General features: G+C 58.1%; 16 protein-coding genes. 9 read left to right on the forward strand and 7 right to left on the reverse strand.

Annotation, left to right across the window (positions count from 1 at the left end; all coding sequences use genetic code 11):
- Nucleotides 1–48 precede the first annotated feature (48 nt).
- Nucleotides 49–2,199, forward strand: coding sequence for a polyribonucleotide nucleotidyltransferase (gene pnp, locus AC2FLD_RS15955; RefSeq protein WP_050605086.1), 2,151 nt, complete (start codon nucleotides 49–51; stop codon nucleotides 2,197–2,199).
- A gap of 177 nt (nucleotides 2,200–2,376) precedes the next feature.
- Nucleotides 2,377–3,381: a Hint domain-containing protein gene (locus tag AC2FLD_RS15960; RefSeq protein ID WP_496670595.1), complete on the forward strand. Its 1,005-nt coding sequence runs from the start codon at nucleotides 2,377–2,379 to the stop codon at nucleotides 3,379–3,381.
- A gap of 6 nt (nucleotides 3,382–3,387) precedes the next feature.
- Here the strand turns inward: AC2FLD_RS15960 and AC2FLD_RS15965 are convergent, their stop codons facing one another.
- Nucleotides 3,388–4,023, reverse strand: coding sequence for a DUF1326 domain-containing protein (locus AC2FLD_RS15965; protein WP_496670592.1), 636 nt, complete (start codon nucleotides 4,021–4,023; stop codon nucleotides 3,388–3,390).
- 255 nt (nucleotides 4,024–4,278) lie between these two features.
- On the opposite strand from AC2FLD_RS15965, the gene AC2FLD_RS15970 reads away from it, so the two are divergent.
- Nucleotides 4,279–4,968 (forward strand): outer membrane protein, encoded by a 690-nt coding sequence (locus tag AC2FLD_RS15970; protein WP_496670589.1) that lies wholly within the window; start codon nucleotides 4,279–4,281, stop codon nucleotides 4,966–4,968.
- Nucleotides 4,969–5,198: 230 nt separating this feature from the next.
- Here AC2FLD_RS15970 and AC2FLD_RS15975 read toward each other — a convergent pair whose 3' ends face one another.
- On the reverse strand, nucleotides 5,199–5,849 hold the full coding sequence (locus AC2FLD_RS15975; protein WP_050605090.1) for a peroxiredoxin: 651 nt from the start codon (nucleotides 5,847–5,849) through the stop codon (nucleotides 5,199–5,201).
- Between the two features lie 214 nt (nucleotides 5,850–6,063).
- Between AC2FLD_RS15975 and AC2FLD_RS15980 the strand changes: the two genes are divergently transcribed.
- Nucleotides 6,064–7,503 carry an aldehyde dehydrogenase family protein gene (locus tag AC2FLD_RS15980; RefSeq protein ID WP_496670760.1) on the forward strand — a complete coding sequence of 480 codons (1,440 nt, stop codon included), beginning with the start codon at nucleotides 6,064–6,066 and terminating at the stop codon, nucleotides 7,501–7,503.
- 59 nt (nucleotides 7,504–7,562) lie between these two features.
- On the opposite strand, the gene AC2FLD_RS15985 is transcribed toward AC2FLD_RS15980, so the two are convergent.
- On the reverse strand, nucleotides 7,563–8,000 hold the full coding sequence (locus tag AC2FLD_RS15985; protein ID WP_496670585.1) for a glyoxalase superfamily protein: 438 nt from the start codon (nucleotides 7,998–8,000) through the stop codon (nucleotides 7,563–7,565).
- Nucleotides 8,001–8,174: 174 nt separating this feature from the next.
- Entirely contained in the window at nucleotides 8,175–9,026 is an 852-nt protein-coding gene (locus tag AC2FLD_RS15990) for a bifunctional helix-turn-helix domain-containing protein/methylated-DNA--[protein]-cysteine S-methyltransferase (RefSeq protein ID WP_050605092.1), read from the reverse strand.
- Nucleotides 9,027–9,142: 116 nt separating this feature from the next.
- Here AC2FLD_RS15990 and nth point away from each other — a divergent pair, with 116 nt between their 5' ends.
- Entirely contained in the window at nucleotides 9,143–9,787 is a 645-nt protein-coding gene (gene nth, locus AC2FLD_RS15995; RefSeq protein ID WP_496670579.1) for an endonuclease III, read from the forward strand.
- Nucleotides 9,784–10,773 carry an adenosine kinase gene (locus tag AC2FLD_RS16000; protein WP_496670573.1) on the forward strand — a complete coding sequence of 330 codons (990 nt, stop codon included), beginning with the start codon at nucleotides 9,784–9,786 and terminating at the stop codon, nucleotides 10,771–10,773. Before nth ends, AC2FLD_RS16000 begins: the two co-directional genes overlap by 4 nt.
- Before the next feature lie 70 nt (nucleotides 10,774–10,843).
- Here AC2FLD_RS16000 and trhA read toward each other — a convergent pair whose 3' ends face one another.
- Together trhA and AC2FLD_RS16010 are read right to left on the reverse strand one after the other, a co-directional pair.
- A complete protein-coding gene (gene trhA / locus AC2FLD_RS16005; protein ID WP_496670569.1) occupies nucleotides 10,844–11,485 on the reverse strand; it encodes a PAQR family membrane homeostasis protein TrhA in 642 nt (213 codons plus the stop codon).
- Nucleotides 11,486–11,551: 66 nt separating this feature from the next.
- Nucleotides 11,552–12,046: an RNA pyrophosphohydrolase gene (locus tag AC2FLD_RS16010; protein WP_496670563.1), complete on the reverse strand. Its 495-nt coding sequence runs from the start codon at nucleotides 12,044–12,046 to the stop codon at nucleotides 11,552–11,554.
- Nucleotides 12,047–12,183: 137 nt separating this feature from the next.
- Between AC2FLD_RS16010 and AC2FLD_RS16015 the strand changes: the two genes are divergently transcribed.
- The gene (locus AC2FLD_RS16015) at nucleotides 12,184–14,211 is read left to right on the forward strand and encodes a 2,4-dienoyl-CoA reductase FMN-binding domain-containing protein (protein WP_496670560.1); all 2,028 of its coding nucleotides are present in this window, start codon (nucleotides 12,184–12,186) and stop codon (nucleotides 14,209–14,211) included.
- Between the two features lie 95 nt (nucleotides 14,212–14,306).
- Complete coding sequence (locus AC2FLD_RS16020; RefSeq protein ID WP_496670557.1) at nucleotides 14,307–15,218, forward strand: AEC family transporter; 912 nt, start codon at nucleotides 14,307–14,309, stop codon at nucleotides 15,216–15,218.
- 25 nt (nucleotides 15,219–15,243) lie between these two features.
- Here the strand turns inward: AC2FLD_RS16020 and AC2FLD_RS16025 are convergent, their stop codons facing one another.
- Nucleotides 15,244–15,684 carry a DUF4399 domain-containing protein gene (locus AC2FLD_RS16025; RefSeq protein ID WP_496670554.1) on the reverse strand — a complete coding sequence of 147 codons (441 nt, stop codon included), beginning with the start codon at nucleotides 15,682–15,684 and terminating at the stop codon, nucleotides 15,244–15,246.
- A gap of 227 nt (nucleotides 15,685–15,911) precedes the next feature.
- Between AC2FLD_RS16025 and AC2FLD_RS16030 the strand changes: the two genes are divergently transcribed.
- Nucleotides 15,912–16,817, forward strand: coding sequence for a LysR family transcriptional regulator (locus tag AC2FLD_RS16030; RefSeq protein WP_050605100.1), 906 nt, complete (start codon nucleotides 15,912–15,914; stop codon nucleotides 16,815–16,817).
- Nucleotides 16,818–16,849: the final 32 nt, after the last annotated feature.

Here is a 16,849-nt window from a genome sequence, read left to right on the forward strand (position 1 = left end):
AAACGGGAGACCCGGAGGGCCGGGAGTGCTCCCTTCTAGGATACGCATATGTTTGATGTAACAAAGAAATCGATGCAGTGGGGCGAAGAGACGCTCACACTGGAAACCGGCAAAGTTGCCCGTCAGGCCGACGGCAGCGTGATTGCCACGCTGGGCGAAACCAGCGTCATGGCAAACGTGACCTTTGCGCGGGCTCAAAAGCCGGGTCAGGACTTTTTCCCGCTGACCGTCCATTATCAGGAAAAATACTATGCCGCCGGTAAGGTTCCGGGTGGCTTCTTCAAGCGCGAGGCGCGCCCGACCGAGAAAGAGACACTGACCGCGCGTCTGATCGACCGTCCGATCCGCCCGCTGTTCGTTGACGGCTTCAAAAACGAAGTTCTGGTGATGTGCACCGTGCTGTCCCACGATCTAGTCAACGACCCCGACATGGTTGCGATGATCGCAGCATCGGCTGCGCTGACCTTGTCCGGCGCGCCGTTCATGGGCCCGATCGCCGGTTGCCGCGTTGGCTTTGAGGATGGTGATTACGTCCTGAACCCGACCGTCGACGACATGCAGGACCTGCGCCTGAACCCCGAACAGCGTCTGGATCTGGTTGTTGCCGGCACCAAAGACGCTGTGATGATGGTTGAATCGGAAGCTTACGAGCTGTCCGAGGCGGAAATGCTGGGTGCGGTCAAATTCGCACACGAGCAGATTCAGCCGGTCATCGACCTGATCATCTCGCTGGCCGAAGACGCCGCGAAAGAGCCGTTCGACTTCCAGGCACCCGACTATTCCGAACTGTCTGCAGCCGTGAAGGCCGCCGGTGAAGAACAGATGCGCGCCGCCTTCGCGATCACCGACAAGCAAGAGCGCACCGCCGCTGTTGCCGCTGCCCGTGAGGCGATCAAGGAAGCACTGACCGAAGAGCAGCTGGAAGACGGCAACCTCGGTTCGGCAATGAAGAAACTGGAAGCTGGCATTCTGCGCGGCGACGTCGTCAAGGGCGGCAAGCGGATCGACGGTCGTTCGACCACCGACATCCGTTCGATCGTTGCAGAGACCTCGATGCTGCCGCGGACCCATGGTTCGGCCCTGTTCACCCGTGGTGAAACACAGGCACTGGCCGTGACCACGCTGGGCACCGGCGACGACGAACAGTTCATCGACGCGCTGCACGGCAACTTCAAATCGAACTTCCTGCTGCACTACAACTTCCCTCCGTATTCGGTTGGTGAAGTTGGCCGGGTCATGGGCCCGGGCCGTCGTGAGATCGGTCACGGCAAGCTGGCATGGCGCGCCCTGCAGGCGGTTCTGCCTGCGGCAACCGACTTCCCCTACACGATCCGCATCGTGTCCGAGATCACCGAATCCAACGGATCAAGCTCGATGGCGTCGGTCTGCGGCGGCTCGCTGTCGATGATGGATGCGGGTGTTCCGCTGAAGGCACCCGTTGCCGGTGTGGCCATGGGTCTGATCCTGGAAGATGACGGCGACTATGCCATCCTGTCGGACATTCTGGGTGATGAAGACCACCTGGGCGACATGGACTTCAAGGTTGCGGGTACCGAAAACGGCATCACCTCGCTGCAGATGGACATCAAGGTTGCAGGCATCACGCCCGAGATCATGGAGAAAGCCCTGGCGCAAGCCAAGGACGGCCGGATGCACATCCTGGGCGAGATGGGCAAAGCCCTGTCCGAGACCAACGAATTCTCGGTCCACGCGCCGCGCATCGAGACCATGAACATCCCAACCGACAAGATCCGTGAAGTGATCGGTTCGGGCGGCAAGGTCATCCGCGAGATCGTGGAAACCTCGGGTGCCAAGGTCGACATCAACGATGACGGCGTCATCAAGATCGCCTCGCCCGATGGTGAATCGATCCAGAAGGCATACGACATGATCTATTCGATCGTGGCAGAGCCGGAAGAAGGTCAGGTCTACACCGGTAAAGTGGTCAAGATCGTCGATTTCGGCGCCTTCGTGAACTTCTTTGGCAAACGCGACGGTCTGGTCCACGTATCCCAGATCGAAAACCGCCGCCTGAACCATCCGTCAGATGTTCTGAAGGAAGGTCAGGAAGTGAAGGTCAAGCTTCTGGGCTTTGACGATCGCGGCAAGGTGCGCCTGTCGATGAAAGTTGTCGATCAGGAAACCGGCGAAGAGATCGTTCCCGAGAAGAAAGAAAAGAAAGAGGAAAGCGCAGAGTAATCTGCCCCTCTTGCTGAACTCGAAAGGCCCCGGCGTTGCCCGGGGCCTTTCTTTTGTGCAGGGCGACCAAACGCAGCCCCCACACTCTGGCTTTGGTAAATCAACTATTAACGTTTCTTAAACGTATTAGCACAACCTTAAGGGTGATTTTGTCGCTCTCAGGGATGTTGTGCAACCGTGGCTTCGATTACCGTTTATGAAATCAGCGCGGACCCGTTCAGCACGCGCGACGTCGACATCACGGCAGCGTATTCTGTTGAAATCACGGATAACGACGCCATCTTGCACGATCCTGACCCCGACAGCACCCAATTGGATCTTTCCGGATTGCCGGGCTTTACTGCCTCTTCTCAGAATTTCAGCACGTTCGAGACATATACTGGTACGGTCGATGGCGCTCCGGTCAGTTTCACCCTGATTCAGTTCACCAACCCGCGTTACATCATCGTCACCTCGGGTCAGGCGGCGCTGAATGACACCATCGAGGATACCAGCTTTGACGGCACCGCGCCTTCTACCCCGTACCAGAGCCTGCCCTCTTTCGTGTGCTTCACCAAGGGGTCACTGATCCTGACCCCTACGGGACAGTGCCGGGTGGAAGGGCTGGTGCCCGGAGATCCGGTCATATCCTCAGATGGGCACATCCGTCCGGTGCGCTGGATCGGTCGACGGCATCTGTCGGCGCAAGAGCTGCGCTCCTCTCCGCATCTGTGCCCTGTACGCTTCAAAGCGGGCTGTTTCGGGCCGAACAGCCCCAAGCGCGATCTGTTAGTGTCGCCGCAACATCGGGTCGCCGTTACCTCAGCCATGATGGAACTGATGCATGGCGAGACCGTGATGCTGGCCCCGGCGAAGGCATTGATCAATGGGCAAAGCATTGTGCAGGACCTGCCTGCGCAGGGGGTTGAGTATATTCACATCCTCTTTGATCAGCATGAGCTGGTGAGTGTCGAGGGGGTCTGGTCCGAATCCTTCTATCCCGGCGAAACCACCCTCAGTGCGATGGCACCTGCCACCCTGCGCAGGTTGTTCAACCTGTTTCCGAACCTGTCCCGCGGCGCGGACGGTTACGGGCCGACTGTGCTGCCGGTCCTCAGACCTTTTGAGGTCGGAATGCTGAAAGCAGACCTGAAGGTTCCAAATTGGCATGTACATCCAAACTTGCTGAAGAGAGCCGCTTGATGCTGTTTAATGTGCGACGCCGCTCGGCCCATGTTTCAGGACATGCCACTGACCATAGCTGTCTTTCAAATCCAGCTTGATCGCCGCATCTGCGCGCGTGGTGGCACTGCCGATCTCGGCCAAAGAAAACTCGATACCGCCGGGAATATCGATACGCACGCGATGCGGTCCTCCGCCATGAGGGGCTTCAATGGGACGCCCAGTCGAGCTTAGCACATCGCCGATGGACACGTGGGCGGTGCGCTCTTCCAAGTCCATTTCAAAATCAATCGGCAGGTAAAGCGTTTCGTGCACCTTCTCGCACATGGCACGAAACACGTACCAATGTGTTGCCATCTCTTCTGTTTCTTCACCGTGAAAGACCTTTTCAAGCGCAGCGCGTTGCGCCGGGCTCGCCGCAGGATCAACGATCACCTGCATTTCTCCGCCACCCTCGAAAATCGGCCCCGGCCAGGCATAGATCAGCGCTGCCTTGGTACCACTGAGATCTGTGTCACCGAAATACCCGTTGCCAATCTCAAGCACTTCGAAGCCCCGGCAGTTTCCGTGGGTGGGTAGTTCTTCGAATTGGCAAGGACAGGCATAACCGCAATTGCAGTTGCCAAAGCTTTCTCCTTCAACGTACCAATCTGTAAACGCCATGGTTCTCTCCTGCAAAGTACAGTGAAATCCCGATGGCCATCGCCTGTAGAACAACGCCCTTCCAACATAATAGCACGTCCACGCGCATACCAGAAATCGACGGCTTGACGTTCAGCGACAACAGTTCGGCGAAACGATTTATTCTGTCACGCGGTCCCAAGATAGAGTGACCCGATGTGAGCATCCAAACCCTTTCCCCGCAACGCCAGACACACGATCTACACCGGGAAGCGTTTTGGAACAAAGGGCATGATCATGGTTAGTCGTTTCATCCTGACCTCCGCCGCCCTGATGCTGGGCACAACCGCAGCAACCGCACAGAGCCTGGGTGATGGCACCTATGTTCAGGGCTTCATCGGCTACAGCCAACTGCAAGACAGCAACCTTACGGGCACGATCGGTGGCGCGCCGCAATCGGTCGATACGGGTTTTGATGCAGGCTTTGGACTGGGTGTGGCCATCGGTAAAGAGATCCCGCAGTGGTCCAATGACACGGTCGGAACGCGCGTCGAACTGGAACTGTCGTACCGCGAAAGTGATGTGGATGGGGTAAATTTCTCGGGCAATGGTCCAGCACCAGAAGGCAACATTTCCGGCGATGTTTCGCAAACCTCGCTCTTCGCCAACGTGCTGTTCGACTTCAAACAGGCTGGTGCGCTGACTCCGTTTGCGGGTTTTGGTCTGGGCGCCACCTATTCGGATCTGGATTTTGCCTACGGACCCGGTGTGGCATTGGATGACAGCGACACCACTTTTGCCGCTCAGCTGATCGCGGGCGTGGCCTATGACATCAACCCGTCAACCGCCTTTACCGTGGACGCCCGCTATGCACGGGCCTTTGACGTTTCGTCGGAACGGTTGGCCCCGAATGGAGCATTGACGGGAACGGTCGAAGATAACCTGGATACGTTCAGCGTCAATTTCGGACTTCGTTACAAGTTTTGATCACATGGGGGTTAGGTTTCTCTCCGGTTTTCCTTCCCCTATTTGCCCCCGCGCTTCAGGTGCGGGGGCATTCTGATTAATCGACAGAATTCAGCTTACATTAGGTTTTCTGCGGATCACCCTGTCCGCAGCAACCACCTGCTTCATCTGGCCAAAAAATACCTTCGGGGGGGGAATCGCGCAGAAAGGCGTGATTGGGGGGCAGACAGCCCCCCAACCCGGCAACCGTCTTAGGACGGCGCTTTGGTTTTGCGCAGATAGGGGAAGATTGTCTCGAACTCGCCAAACTTGGCTTTGGCGTCTTCGTTCGACACGGCCGGCGGGATGATAACGTCTTCGCCCGGCACCCAGTTGGCCGGTGTCGCAACGCCTTTGGCCGACATTTGCAGCCCGTCCAGCGCGCGCAGGATTTCAGCAAAGTTCCGGCCCACGGTCATTGGGTAAGTCATCGACAGTTTCAGTTGCTTGTCCGGACCGATGATAAAGACCGAACGCACGGTGGCGCTGTCAGCCGGTGTGCGGCCATCGGGCAGATAGGCTTCGGCAGGCAGCATGTCGAAAGCTTTCGACACGGCCAGGCCGTCATCGGCGATAATCGGAAAGCCGGGATTGGCCTTGCCGTATTCTTCGATGTCTTTCTTCCACTTCTTGTGGTCCTCGACACCGTCGACCGACACGCCGATCACTTTGGTGTTGCGTGCGGCCCATTCGTCATTCAGCTGTGCAACAGCCGAAAACTCGGTGGTGCAAACAGGGGTGAAGTCCTTTGGGTGCGAGAACAGAATGGCCCAGCTGTCGCCAATCCAATCGTGAAACTGAACGGTGCCCTGATCCGTTTCTGCTGTGAAATTCGGGACGGTGTCGTTGATGCGCAAACCCATGGGGCATCTCCTTTCCTGTGAAAAACCTGAGTCGGTTGCTGGGAACCTAATCACTTTGAGCGAAGGTTAAACCATCCACCTCGCCCAAGGATACGGAATTCGTGGACACCTCGAGAAAATAATTTGATCAAATCCACTATTGCCCGATCCAGGTATGGATGACAGAGTGTGCGCGAACAGCCGGATGAATGCTGAACCTTCAGGAGGGCTCATGATGATCGAAAAGCGGGATTTCTATATTAACGGTCAGTGGGTCGCTCCATCGCGGCCCAATGATTTCCAAGTCATCAACCCCTCGACCGAAGAGCCCTGCGCGGTGATTTCGCTTGGCGCTGAAGCCGATACCAATGCAGCTGTTACGGCTGCCAAGGCCGCCCTGCCCGGCTGGATGGAAACCCCGGTGGAGACCCGCATCGCGCTGGTGGAAAAACTGGTCGATCTTTATGCGGCCCGGTCCGAAGATCTGGCGCAGGCAATGTCGCTTGAGATGGGCGCCCCGATCGATCTGGCGCGCTCGGCACAGGCGGGCGCAGGTATCTACCACCTGAAGAACTTCATCCGCGCAGCCAAAGCGTTTGAATTTGAACGCCCGCTGGGTGATCACGCGCCGAATGACCGGATCATCCATGAGGCGGTTGGCGTTGCCGCTTTGATTACGCCGTGGAACTGGCCGATGAACCAGATCACGCTCAAGGTCGGTGCGGCAGCGATTGCAGGCTGCACTATGGTGCTGAAACCATCAGAACAAAGCCCGCTGAACGCGATGATCTTTGCCGAGATGATGGACGAAGCAGGCTTCCCGCCCGGCGTGTTCAATCTGGTGAATGGCGACGGGGTAGGCGTTGGCTCTCAGCTGTCCGGCCACCCGGATGTAGATATGGTCAGCTTTACCGGCTCGACCCGCGCGGGCACCGCGATTTCGAAGAACGCTGCCGATACGCTCAAGAAAGTGCATCTGGAATTGGGCGGAAAAGGTGCGAATGTGGTCTTCGAGGACGCAGACGAGAAAGCGGTCAAGCGCGGCGTGCTGCACATGATGCAAAACACCGGCCAAAGCTGTAACGCCCCCAGCCGGATGCTGGTGCAGCGCCCGATCTATGACAAGGCGGTGGAAACGGCGACTGAAGTGGCCAACATGGTCAAGGTCGGTCCAGCCGCCGAAGAAGGCCGCCATATCGGCCCAGTGGTGAATGAGGTCCAGTGGACCAAGATCCAAGACCTGATCCAGAAAGGCATTGATGAAGGCGCGCGTCTGGTCGCTGGCGGCACTGGACGACCTGAGGGGCTGAACAAAGGCTACTATGTCCGCCCTACGGTCTTTGCCGATGCGAACAACCAGATGACGATCGCGCGCGAAGAAATTTTTGGCCCGGTCCTGACCATGATCCCTTTCGACACCGAAGAGGAGGCGGTCGAGATCGCCAATGACACGCCTTATGGCCTGACCAACTACGTTCAGACCCAGGATGGCGCGCGCGCCAATCGCATGGCGCGGGTTCTACGGTCGGGCATGGTCGAGATGAATGGCCAGTCACGCAGCGCGGGCTCTCCGTTCGGGGGCATGAAACAATCCGGTAACGGGCGTGAAGGCGGTGTTTTCGGTCTGGAAGACTTCCTTGAAGTCAAAGCCGTCGGCGGCTGGGCTGCGGAATAAGCTTCCCGGCGAGTTGCGCGGATTGGGCGAGGCGACTCATGCGCCTCGCCCTTAGTGTATTATACAGGCCGTACCACAAGTTGGGGTTCCCCATCGGAAGTGTGCCGTAGGGATCGACCGTCCCAGCCAATCTCTCCGGTAACGCGCTGTCGAAAAGCAGAGAAGCTATCGAAGCGTACCACATCAACCGGCGTATCGAAGTGCAGGGTAACCCGGCGACGAGCACCATCGCCCAGCATAGTTATACCGCGGATTTCCGCTGTGTACACCTGACCCAGATAGCGCCCTTCGACCCTGTCGCCTACACGCAAGTGCATCCGGTTCCCGGCCATTGCATTCAATGTGTTCCAGTCTCGTACGCCATGCTGATGGGCCAGCAGTTCCAATGCGGCGCTGTGCGACAGCGCAACACCTGTCGCCTTCAGTATGTCCCGCAGGCGTTTGGCTTGCGCTTTCAGTTCGTCAACCGGAGCAACGGTTTGGATTCGTGTCATCATGTGCCTCGTTTCCTTGAACGGGCGCGAAGTCTGGACGGGGTTCGCATTTCCATCCGCGCGCCAGAAATGGGCAACAGATGTTCTTCAAACCGGGTTTCACCAAAGCCAAAGGCCGCGAACGGCAGGGGACCCGAACCTGCGATGCCTTTTCGCAGCGGTCAGGTCATCTGTCAATCAGGCATCTGCCTGCGCCGCTTCAAAGGCCAGCATGGCGCGTTTGACCGGCAGACCCCAGTGGTAGCCGCCCAAACCACCCGACTTGCGCAGCGCTCGGTGGCAGGGGATCAGCCAGCTGACCGGGTTTCGCCCAACCGCCGTTCCAACGGCGCGCACGGCTTGTGGTGAGCCCACGCGCTGCGCGATCTCTGAGTAGGTGGTGACCTGCCCCGACGGAATGTGCATCAGCGCTTCCCAAACTTTGATCTGCAGGGGTGATCCGATCAGATAAAGCGGCGTTGGCTCCAGCCGGTCACTGGCGGCGCCAAAAGCACTGAGCACCCAAGGGCGCAAGCGCATCGGATCCTCGACAAATTCAGCTTTCGGCCAGCGCGAGATCATGTCCTCCATCGCGGCCTCTTCGCCGGTCTCGGCCCCGAAGGCCATGCCGCAGATGCCCTTGTCGGTGCCCATGACAAGTGCAGGGCCAAACGGGCATTCGAACCAACCCCAATAGATCGTCAGGCCTGCGCCCTTACGGGCGTATTCGCCGGGGCTCATGGATTCCCACTTCAGGAACAGATCGTGCAGACGGCCGCTGCCGGACAGACCCACGTTGTGCGCCGTTTCCAAGGTCGTGAACCGTTCGCGCAGCAATGCCTTTGCGTGCCCCAGTGTCAGGTATTGTTGGTACCGTTTCGGCGACACCCCAGTCCAACGCGAGAACAGGCGCTGGAAATGGGCCGGGCTCATATCCATCTGACGGGCCAATTCATCAAGGCCGAGACCCTCGCCGCTCTGATCAATCAGGTCGATCGCCCGACGCATGACGTTGTAATGGTATCCGCTTTCTGGGGTCTGGACGTTCATGGTTCTACCTCATTTCCTGACAAAACCATAGCGCGCACGCCACGCCCAAGCGACCCGGAACTTGCGCATTGGCTTAGGGCTTGTGTCACGGCTCGGCGGACGGCATTAAGGCCGGGATGGCTAAGCAACTCGACTATCATACGATCCGCGAGATTTTCACGCGCTTTCAGGAGGCCGACCCCGAACCCAAGGGCGAGCTGGAGCATGTGAACGTCTATACTCTGGTCGTGGCCGTGGCACTGTCGGCGCAGGCAACCGATGCCGGCGTCAACAAAGCCACGCGCGAGCTGTTCAAAATCGCCGACACGCCGCAAAAGATGCTGGATCTGGGCGAAGAAGGTCTGATCGAACATATCAAAACCATCGGCCTGTTCCGGCAGAAGGCGAAGAACGTCATCAAACTCAGCCGTATTCTGGTCGAGGATTACAATGGCGAGGTGCCCAATTCCCGTGCCGCGTTGCAATCGCTGCCGGGTGTGGGGCGCAAGACGGCCAATGTGGTTCTGAACATGTGGTGGCGGCAACCCGCGCAAGCGGTGGACACACACATCTTTCGCGTCGGCAATCGCACCGGCATTTGCCCCGGCAAGGATGTGGACACGGTCGAGCGCGCCATCGAAGACAACATACCTGCTGACTTTCAACTCCATGCGCATCACTGGCTGATCCTGCAAGGCCGGTACCATTGCAAGGCGCGCAAGCCGCAATGCCCGACCTGCATCATCCGTGATCTCTGTCAATTCGAGGACAAAACCTTATGAAAACTTACCAACTGACTGGCATCGGGAATGCCGTTGTAGACGTGATTTCCCAGGCCGATGACAGTTTCCTGGAGCTGATGGGCATTGAAAAAGGCATCATGCAGCTGATTGAGCAGGAGCGTGGCGAGGTGCTGTATGCTTCGATGGAAGGTCGCGTGCAGACCCCAGGTGGGTCTGTGGCGAACACGATCGCGGGTGCCGGTGCGCTGGGGCTGGATTCCGCCTTCATCGGTCGGGTGCATGATGACGCATTGGGTCGTTTTTATGCGGATGCGATGAACGAAGACGGCGTTGATTTCGTGAACCCGCCGGTTCCGGGTGGAGAACTGCCGACCTCGCGCTCGATGATCTTTGTGTCGCCCGATGGCGAGCGGTCGATGAACACCTATTTGGGGATTTCGTCCGAACTGTCCTCGCAGGACGTATCAGATGACGTCGCTGGCAACAGCCAGATCATGTTCCTCGAAGGCTACTTGTTCGATAAGGAAAAAGGCAAAGCCGCGTTTCTTGAAGCTGCACGAGCCTGTCACAAAGGCGGCGGCAAGGCCGGTATCGCCATTTCCGACCCGTTTTGCGTGGAACGTCACCGGGTCGATTTCCTGCTGCTGATCGAGAATGAGCTGGATTTCGTAATCGGCAACGAGGCCGAGATCAAATCGCTGTTTGAAACCGACGATCTCGACGAAGCACTGGCTGAAACCGCCGCGATCTGTCCGCTGGTGGTTTGCACCCGTTCAGGCGACGGTGTGACTGTTCTGAATGGTGACAACCGCATTGACGTACCGGTCGAAAAGGTTGTGCCCGTGGATGCAACAGGTGCGGGCGATCAGTTTGCTGCGGGCTTCCTGTTTGGCATGGCCACAGGTCGGGATTACGAGACCTGCGCAAAGATCGGCAATGTCTGTGCCCGCGAAGTCATCAGCCATATCGGCCCACGCCCCGAGGCAAACATGCAGGAATTGCTGCGCGCCGAAGGGTTGCTCTGACCTCGGATCAGGGCCTTCCTGATGTACTCATAAAATGGATTGGGGCGCCCGCGCCCCGACCCGCTGTTTTCTAAGAAAACAGCGCCAACCAGATCCCGACGAACATCAGAACCCCGCCCATGTTCACCCAGACGTGCCATATCGCGTAACGAAACGGCAGTGTCTTTTGGGCATAAAACATCGTTCCAATAACATAACTGGCTGCGCCGCCCGCAATGCACCAAAGGGTGGCTACGGGAACGGTGGTCATGTCGGGGATCGCGCCCAGACCAATGCCGCCTAAACCAAGGTATGACGCTGTCGACCATCGCGATTTAACTGTCTCACTCGCAATCTTGTTCCAGACGGCTGCGATGGTCAGCCCCCAGCATACCCAAAGCAAAGTCATAGTCCATGTCGTGCCGGCCTGAACGAAGAACGGTGTAAATGTCCCGCAGATACTGGGATAAATCGCGGCATGATCGATGCGGCGCAGCAATTTGCGGCGGTCATGCCAGGGCGCGAAATGATAAGCGCAGGACGCAAGATTCGACGCAAGCGCGCAGAGCACATAAACAATGACCGCAAGAAGCAGCGCGGAATCCAAACGCTGATAGGCGTTCATGATCAGCAGGCTGCCAGCCATCAGGATCAGGGACAACCCGATCACATGGACAACCATGTCGACAGTGCGATGCGCACGTACGGGGCTTGGATAGGTCGTTTGCATCATGACAGGCCGGTTACGAACAGCTCTGCGCTAAAGACCCGTTTGGAAAATGTCCAACTTTCCCATGCGTCATGTGTACGAGCCAAGGTGACCTTCAAAAGCCGTCAGCACTTGCTCATACACGTCCCGTTTGAACGGCACGATCTCTTCGATCAACCGATCAGGCGCCTGCCATTTCCAGTGTGAGAACTCGGGGTGGTCGGTTGCGATATTGATCTGGTCATCTGTCCCGACAAAGCGCAGCAAGAACCATTTCTGCTCTTGCCCGCGATAGCGGCCTTTCCAGATCTTGGGCACGATGTCGTGCGGCAGGTCGTAGGGCAGCCAGCCATCGGTTTCGGCCACGACCTCCACCAGATCAGAGGTCACCCCGGTTTCTTCCCACAACTCGCGCAAGGCCGCGTCGCGCGGGTTTTCGCCCTTGTCCACACCGCCCTGAGGCATCTGCCACGCGTCCTTGTGGCGGTCGTTGCGCTGGCCCACAAAAATCCTGCCGTCCGCGTTTATCAGCATCAGCCCCACGCAAGGGCGATAGGGCAGCTTGGCGATGTCTTCGGGGGTCATGTTGGGCCTCATCGGGTTGTTCCGCCCACCTCTAGCAACCGCAGCCGCAACAGCAAAGAGGGTGACGTGGGGTTTCGCGTGACAAAGTTGACGCGAAGGTCAATCTAACTCGCACATTCGGGAGGGAGAGTTTCGTCATGACTGCGTACCCAAACATGCTGGCCCCGCTGGATCTGGGCTTTACCACCTTGAAGAACCGCGTGCTGATGGGCTCGATGCATACGGGGCTTGAGGAAACCGGTGATTGGAACCGGGTTGCTGAATTCTATGCTGACCGGGCCCGCGGCGGCGTGGCATTGATGGTGACGGGTGGGATTGGTCCCAACCTCGAAGGCTCGGTTCTGCCTGGCGCGTCGATGATGACCAATGACAAAGAGGTGGCGAACCATTCCATAGTGACCCAGCGGGTGCACGAAGCAGGCGGCAAGATAGCGATGCAGATCCTGCACGCGGGCCGCTATGCCTACGGGCCGAAATGCGTGGCCCCCAGCCCGGTAAAATCCCCGATCTCTCCCTTTCCCCCGAATGAACTGGATGAAGAGGGTATTGAGAAACAGATCAGCGACATCGTAAACGCTGCCGTTCTGGCGCAAAAGGCAGGTTATGATGGGGTCGAGATCATGGGGTCTGAAGGGTATTTCCTGAACCAGTTCCTTGTGACCCATACCAACAAGCGCATCGACCGCTGGGGCGGGTCTTACGAGAACAGGATGCGCCTGCCGATTGAGGTCGTGCGCCGCACGCGTGAGGCCGTTGGCAGCGATTTCATCATCATCTACCGCCTGTCGATGATCGATCTGGTACCTAATGGCTCGACCCATGAAGAGGTGGTGCAACTGGCTCAAGAGGTTGAAAAGGCCGGTGCCACGATCATCAACACCGGCATAGGCTGGCACGAGGCGCGGATTCCAACCATTGCCACCAGCGTCCCGCGTGCAGCCTTTGCCTGGGTGACGAAAAAACTGATGGGCAAGGTGTCGATACCTGTGATCACCTCGAACCGGATCAACACGCCAGAGGTTGCGGAAGAGGTTTTGGCCACAGGCTGTGCCGATATGGTGTCGATGGCCCGCCCGATGCTGGCCGATGCAGATTTTGTCAACAAAGCCGTCGCAGGCCAGTCTGCGCAGATCGCACCCTGTATCGCCTGCAATCAAGCCTGCCTGGATCATACATTCAGCGGCAAACTGACCTCGTGTCTGGTCAACCCGCGCGCTTGTCATGAGACTGAACTGGTGATTGAGCCCGCCACGACGCGCAAAAAAGTTGCCGTTGTCGGTGCGGGCCCCGCCGGTCTGTCCACCGCCATGACCGCCGCCCAGCGCGGCCACGACGTCACCCTATTCGACCGCGCATCCGAGATCGGCGGGCAGTTGAACATGGCAAAGCAAGTTCCAGGGAAAGAGGAATTCTGGGGGCTGGTCGACTGGTACCGCACCATGATGGATGAACTGGACGTTAACGTGGAGTTGAACCGTGAGGTCAGTGCCGACGACCTGATCGGCTTTGACGAGGTGGTCATTGCAACCGGCGTCACCCCGCGCGATCCGGAGATCCCCGGGCAGGATCGGGATAACGTGCTAAGTTACATCGACGTGCTGCGTGGTAAGGCCGAGATCGGCAAATCCGTTGCTGTAATCGGGGCCGGTGGCATCGGATTTGACGTGTCCGAGTTCCTTTTGGAAGATGGCCACAGCGCAACAACCGACTTGCCGCTTTGGATGAAAGAGTGGGGCGTGACAGACCCGGCCGAGCACCGCTCGGGCCTTGCCCCTGAAGGACCACAACCCAGCGCACCCGCGCGTGAGGTCACTTTGCTACAACGCAAGAAACAGGCACACGGTAAGGGCTTGGGCAAAACCACGGGTTGGATTCACCGTGCAGCGCTGAAAATGAAGAATGTCAGTTTCGTGGGCGGCGTGAACTACGAGCGCATCGACGAGGGCGGCCTGCACGTCAGCTTTGGCGAAGACCGTGCCGACCCAACCGTGATAGCGGCGGACAGCATCGTGCTGTGTGCCGGTCAGGTCTCGGACCGGTCGCTGGCAGACGCTTTGACTCAGCGCGGAATCACCCCGCATGTAATTGGCGGCGCGGATGTGGCTGCGGAACTGGACGCCAAACGCGCGATCAATCAAGGGACGCGTCTGGCGGCAGAGTTTTAGCAACTGTCAGTTCCGACACTGGCTTGTCGGTAACTGTCTTGTCAGTGATGGCTGGCCAACTAGAGTGGCATCGCTGAATGTAGGAACAGCCTGCCATGGTCTTTGCCACCATATTGTCGGGGCTCGCCCCGAGTTTCCTGATGGTCGCGCTTGGCGGAGTTATCCGGGCACGGTTGTCCGAGAAGGCTTGGCAGGGCCTCGACAAACTGAACTTTGAAATTTTGTTCCCCGCGTTGCTGTTTGTCGCGGCCTGCAAACGACCCATCGCTGTAGCCGATGTTTTGCAGATCGGACCGGCTGTATGGGCTATTTTGATCTTTGCTATGCTATTGGGCTGGGCGGCAAGACCAATCGGACCGGACCGGTTTCTGGATTTTGCGGGCGGTTGGCAAACGGTGTGGCGCTTTAACTCGGCAATCGCTTTGGTCGCATCACAAACACTGGGACCGGATACGATCGGTCAGATGGCTGTGGCCATCGGGATGGCGGTGCCAGTCGCAAACATGTTGGCGGTTTTGGTGCTGTCAAAGGGCGGCAGCCTGAGCCTCTTGCAAACCCTGTCCAGAGTGGCACTGAACCCCTTTTTGCTGGCCAGTGTCCTGGGCGTGGCAGTCGGCCTTTCCGGCATAACCATTCCCGCACCTGTTCTGGCACCTCTTGAAATGGTCGCGGCAGCGGCAATTCCGATTGCGCTTATTTCAATCGGTGCAACCATGAATTGGACCGCGCTGGCAAAGATGGATCGATTCAGCGGATATGTTTGCCTGACACAGTTGGTACTGGTTCCCGGCGCCACGTTTCTTGTATGCCTGCTTGCTGAAGGGACAAACGGGCTGGCACCTGTGTTGATCCTTTTTGCGGCCTTGCCGACGGCCTCCGCCGCCCACGTACTGGCGTCTGGGTTCGGGGCTGACAGAAAGCTGGTCGCCACGCTAATCGCGCAATCAACACTTCTGAGCGCAGTGACTCTGCCACTGTGGATTTTGGCGGCGCGGGCTGTGTTTTAGAGGTCGCCCGCTCGTCCGAAAAACCTTACTCCACATTAATCGTAATCACCTCGGATACGATCGGAGTGGCGTGCGGCACATGCCCGGCGTCGCCCAGCACCAGTTGCAACGTGTGCTGCCCGGCGGGCAGGTCCAGTGTCACCTCGGTCTGGCCGCCGCCGAAATGAAGGTGATTGTCGTCGGCGGGCAGGCCAAATGCCAGTTCATCCGCGCCGTCTTCGCCTTCGCCAATTGGGGGACGGTCGATCAGCAAATGATGGTGACCGGTGTTTTCCTTCTCGGTCCCGGCGGGGGCGACGCCCATGCCGATGAGGCCAAAGACAACGGTGACCGGTGATTGCACCGTGTCACCGTCTGACAAATTGACGAAATAAACCTTTGCATCGGGGTTCGAAGGCGTTTCACCCCCGGCTTGGGCAAAGCCCGCAAAGAGGCAAAGGGAAGCAATGGCGAAAAAGGTCTTCATGATCTCCTCCGTTGTCACAAAAATGCCATTCTCAAGTTAACAGCTTAGCGCGATTGCCCCGAAAACACAGCGCCACAGGGTCTGCGGCGATTATGGAAACCACTGTTTCTAAGTTTCCCATACGCAAACGATCCGATTCAAATCCCCGATATTATCCCATGTATGCCCCGTTTCCGCCCAGATTCAGCGCCATAGTCAGGGAGGAAATCAAGATCTGGGGAACGAGTATGGACCGATTGACCGAAATGGAAGCCTTTGCCAATGTGGTGGACCAAGGTGGTTTCACCGATGCGGCCAAGAAGATGGGCATCTCCAAGTCTGCTGTGTCCAAACATGTCTCGAGCCTCGAAGCACGTCTGGGGGCCCGGTTGCTGAACCGCACCACGCGCCGGGTGTCGCCAACGGAAATTGGCCTGGCTTATTATGACCGCGCGCGGCGCGTTCTGAATGACGCAGGCGAGGCCGATTCGCTGGTCACGTCGATGCAATCGGCCCCATCGGGCCTGCTGCGGATCAGCGTCGCCACGGATTTTGGTGTAAATCACCTGTCTCCCGTTCTGTCCAAGTTCCTGTCTGCCTATCCCGACATCACCGTGAACATGGTGCTGAACAACCGTTACGTAGAGCTGATTTCCGAAGGATTTGACGTAGCCGTACGCATCGGCGAGTTGGAAGACAGCACGCTGCGCGCACGGAAACTAACCGAAACCGTGAAACGAATGGTTGTTGCGCCCAGCTACATTGAACGATTCGGGCGACCGCAGAAGATCGATGATCTGAACGAACACAAGCTGCTGCATTATTCCAGCCAGTCCTCGGGCAACGTCTGGAAACTGACCGCACCCTCGGGTGAAAAGCGTCAGGTGCGCACTGCAGGCTGGCTAAGCGTGAATGACGGGCAATCGCTGTTGAACGCCGCCATCTCGGGGCTGGGGATCGCGTACCTACCCAGCTACCTGTATGCCGAAGCGCTGAAATCAGGGCAGGTGGTCGACGCCATGCCATCACTGCCGGATGAAGTTCAGGGCATCTATGCCGTCTACCCACCCGGCCGCTTCACACAACCCAAAGTTCGGGCCTTCATCGACTTCCTCGTCGATTCCTACCACGAGAAAGGCCCGATGGACTGGTAATTCTCCCAGAAGACCAACCTCTGACCCGCATC

Source organism: Ruegeria sp. CDSA021, assembly GCF_059612325.1.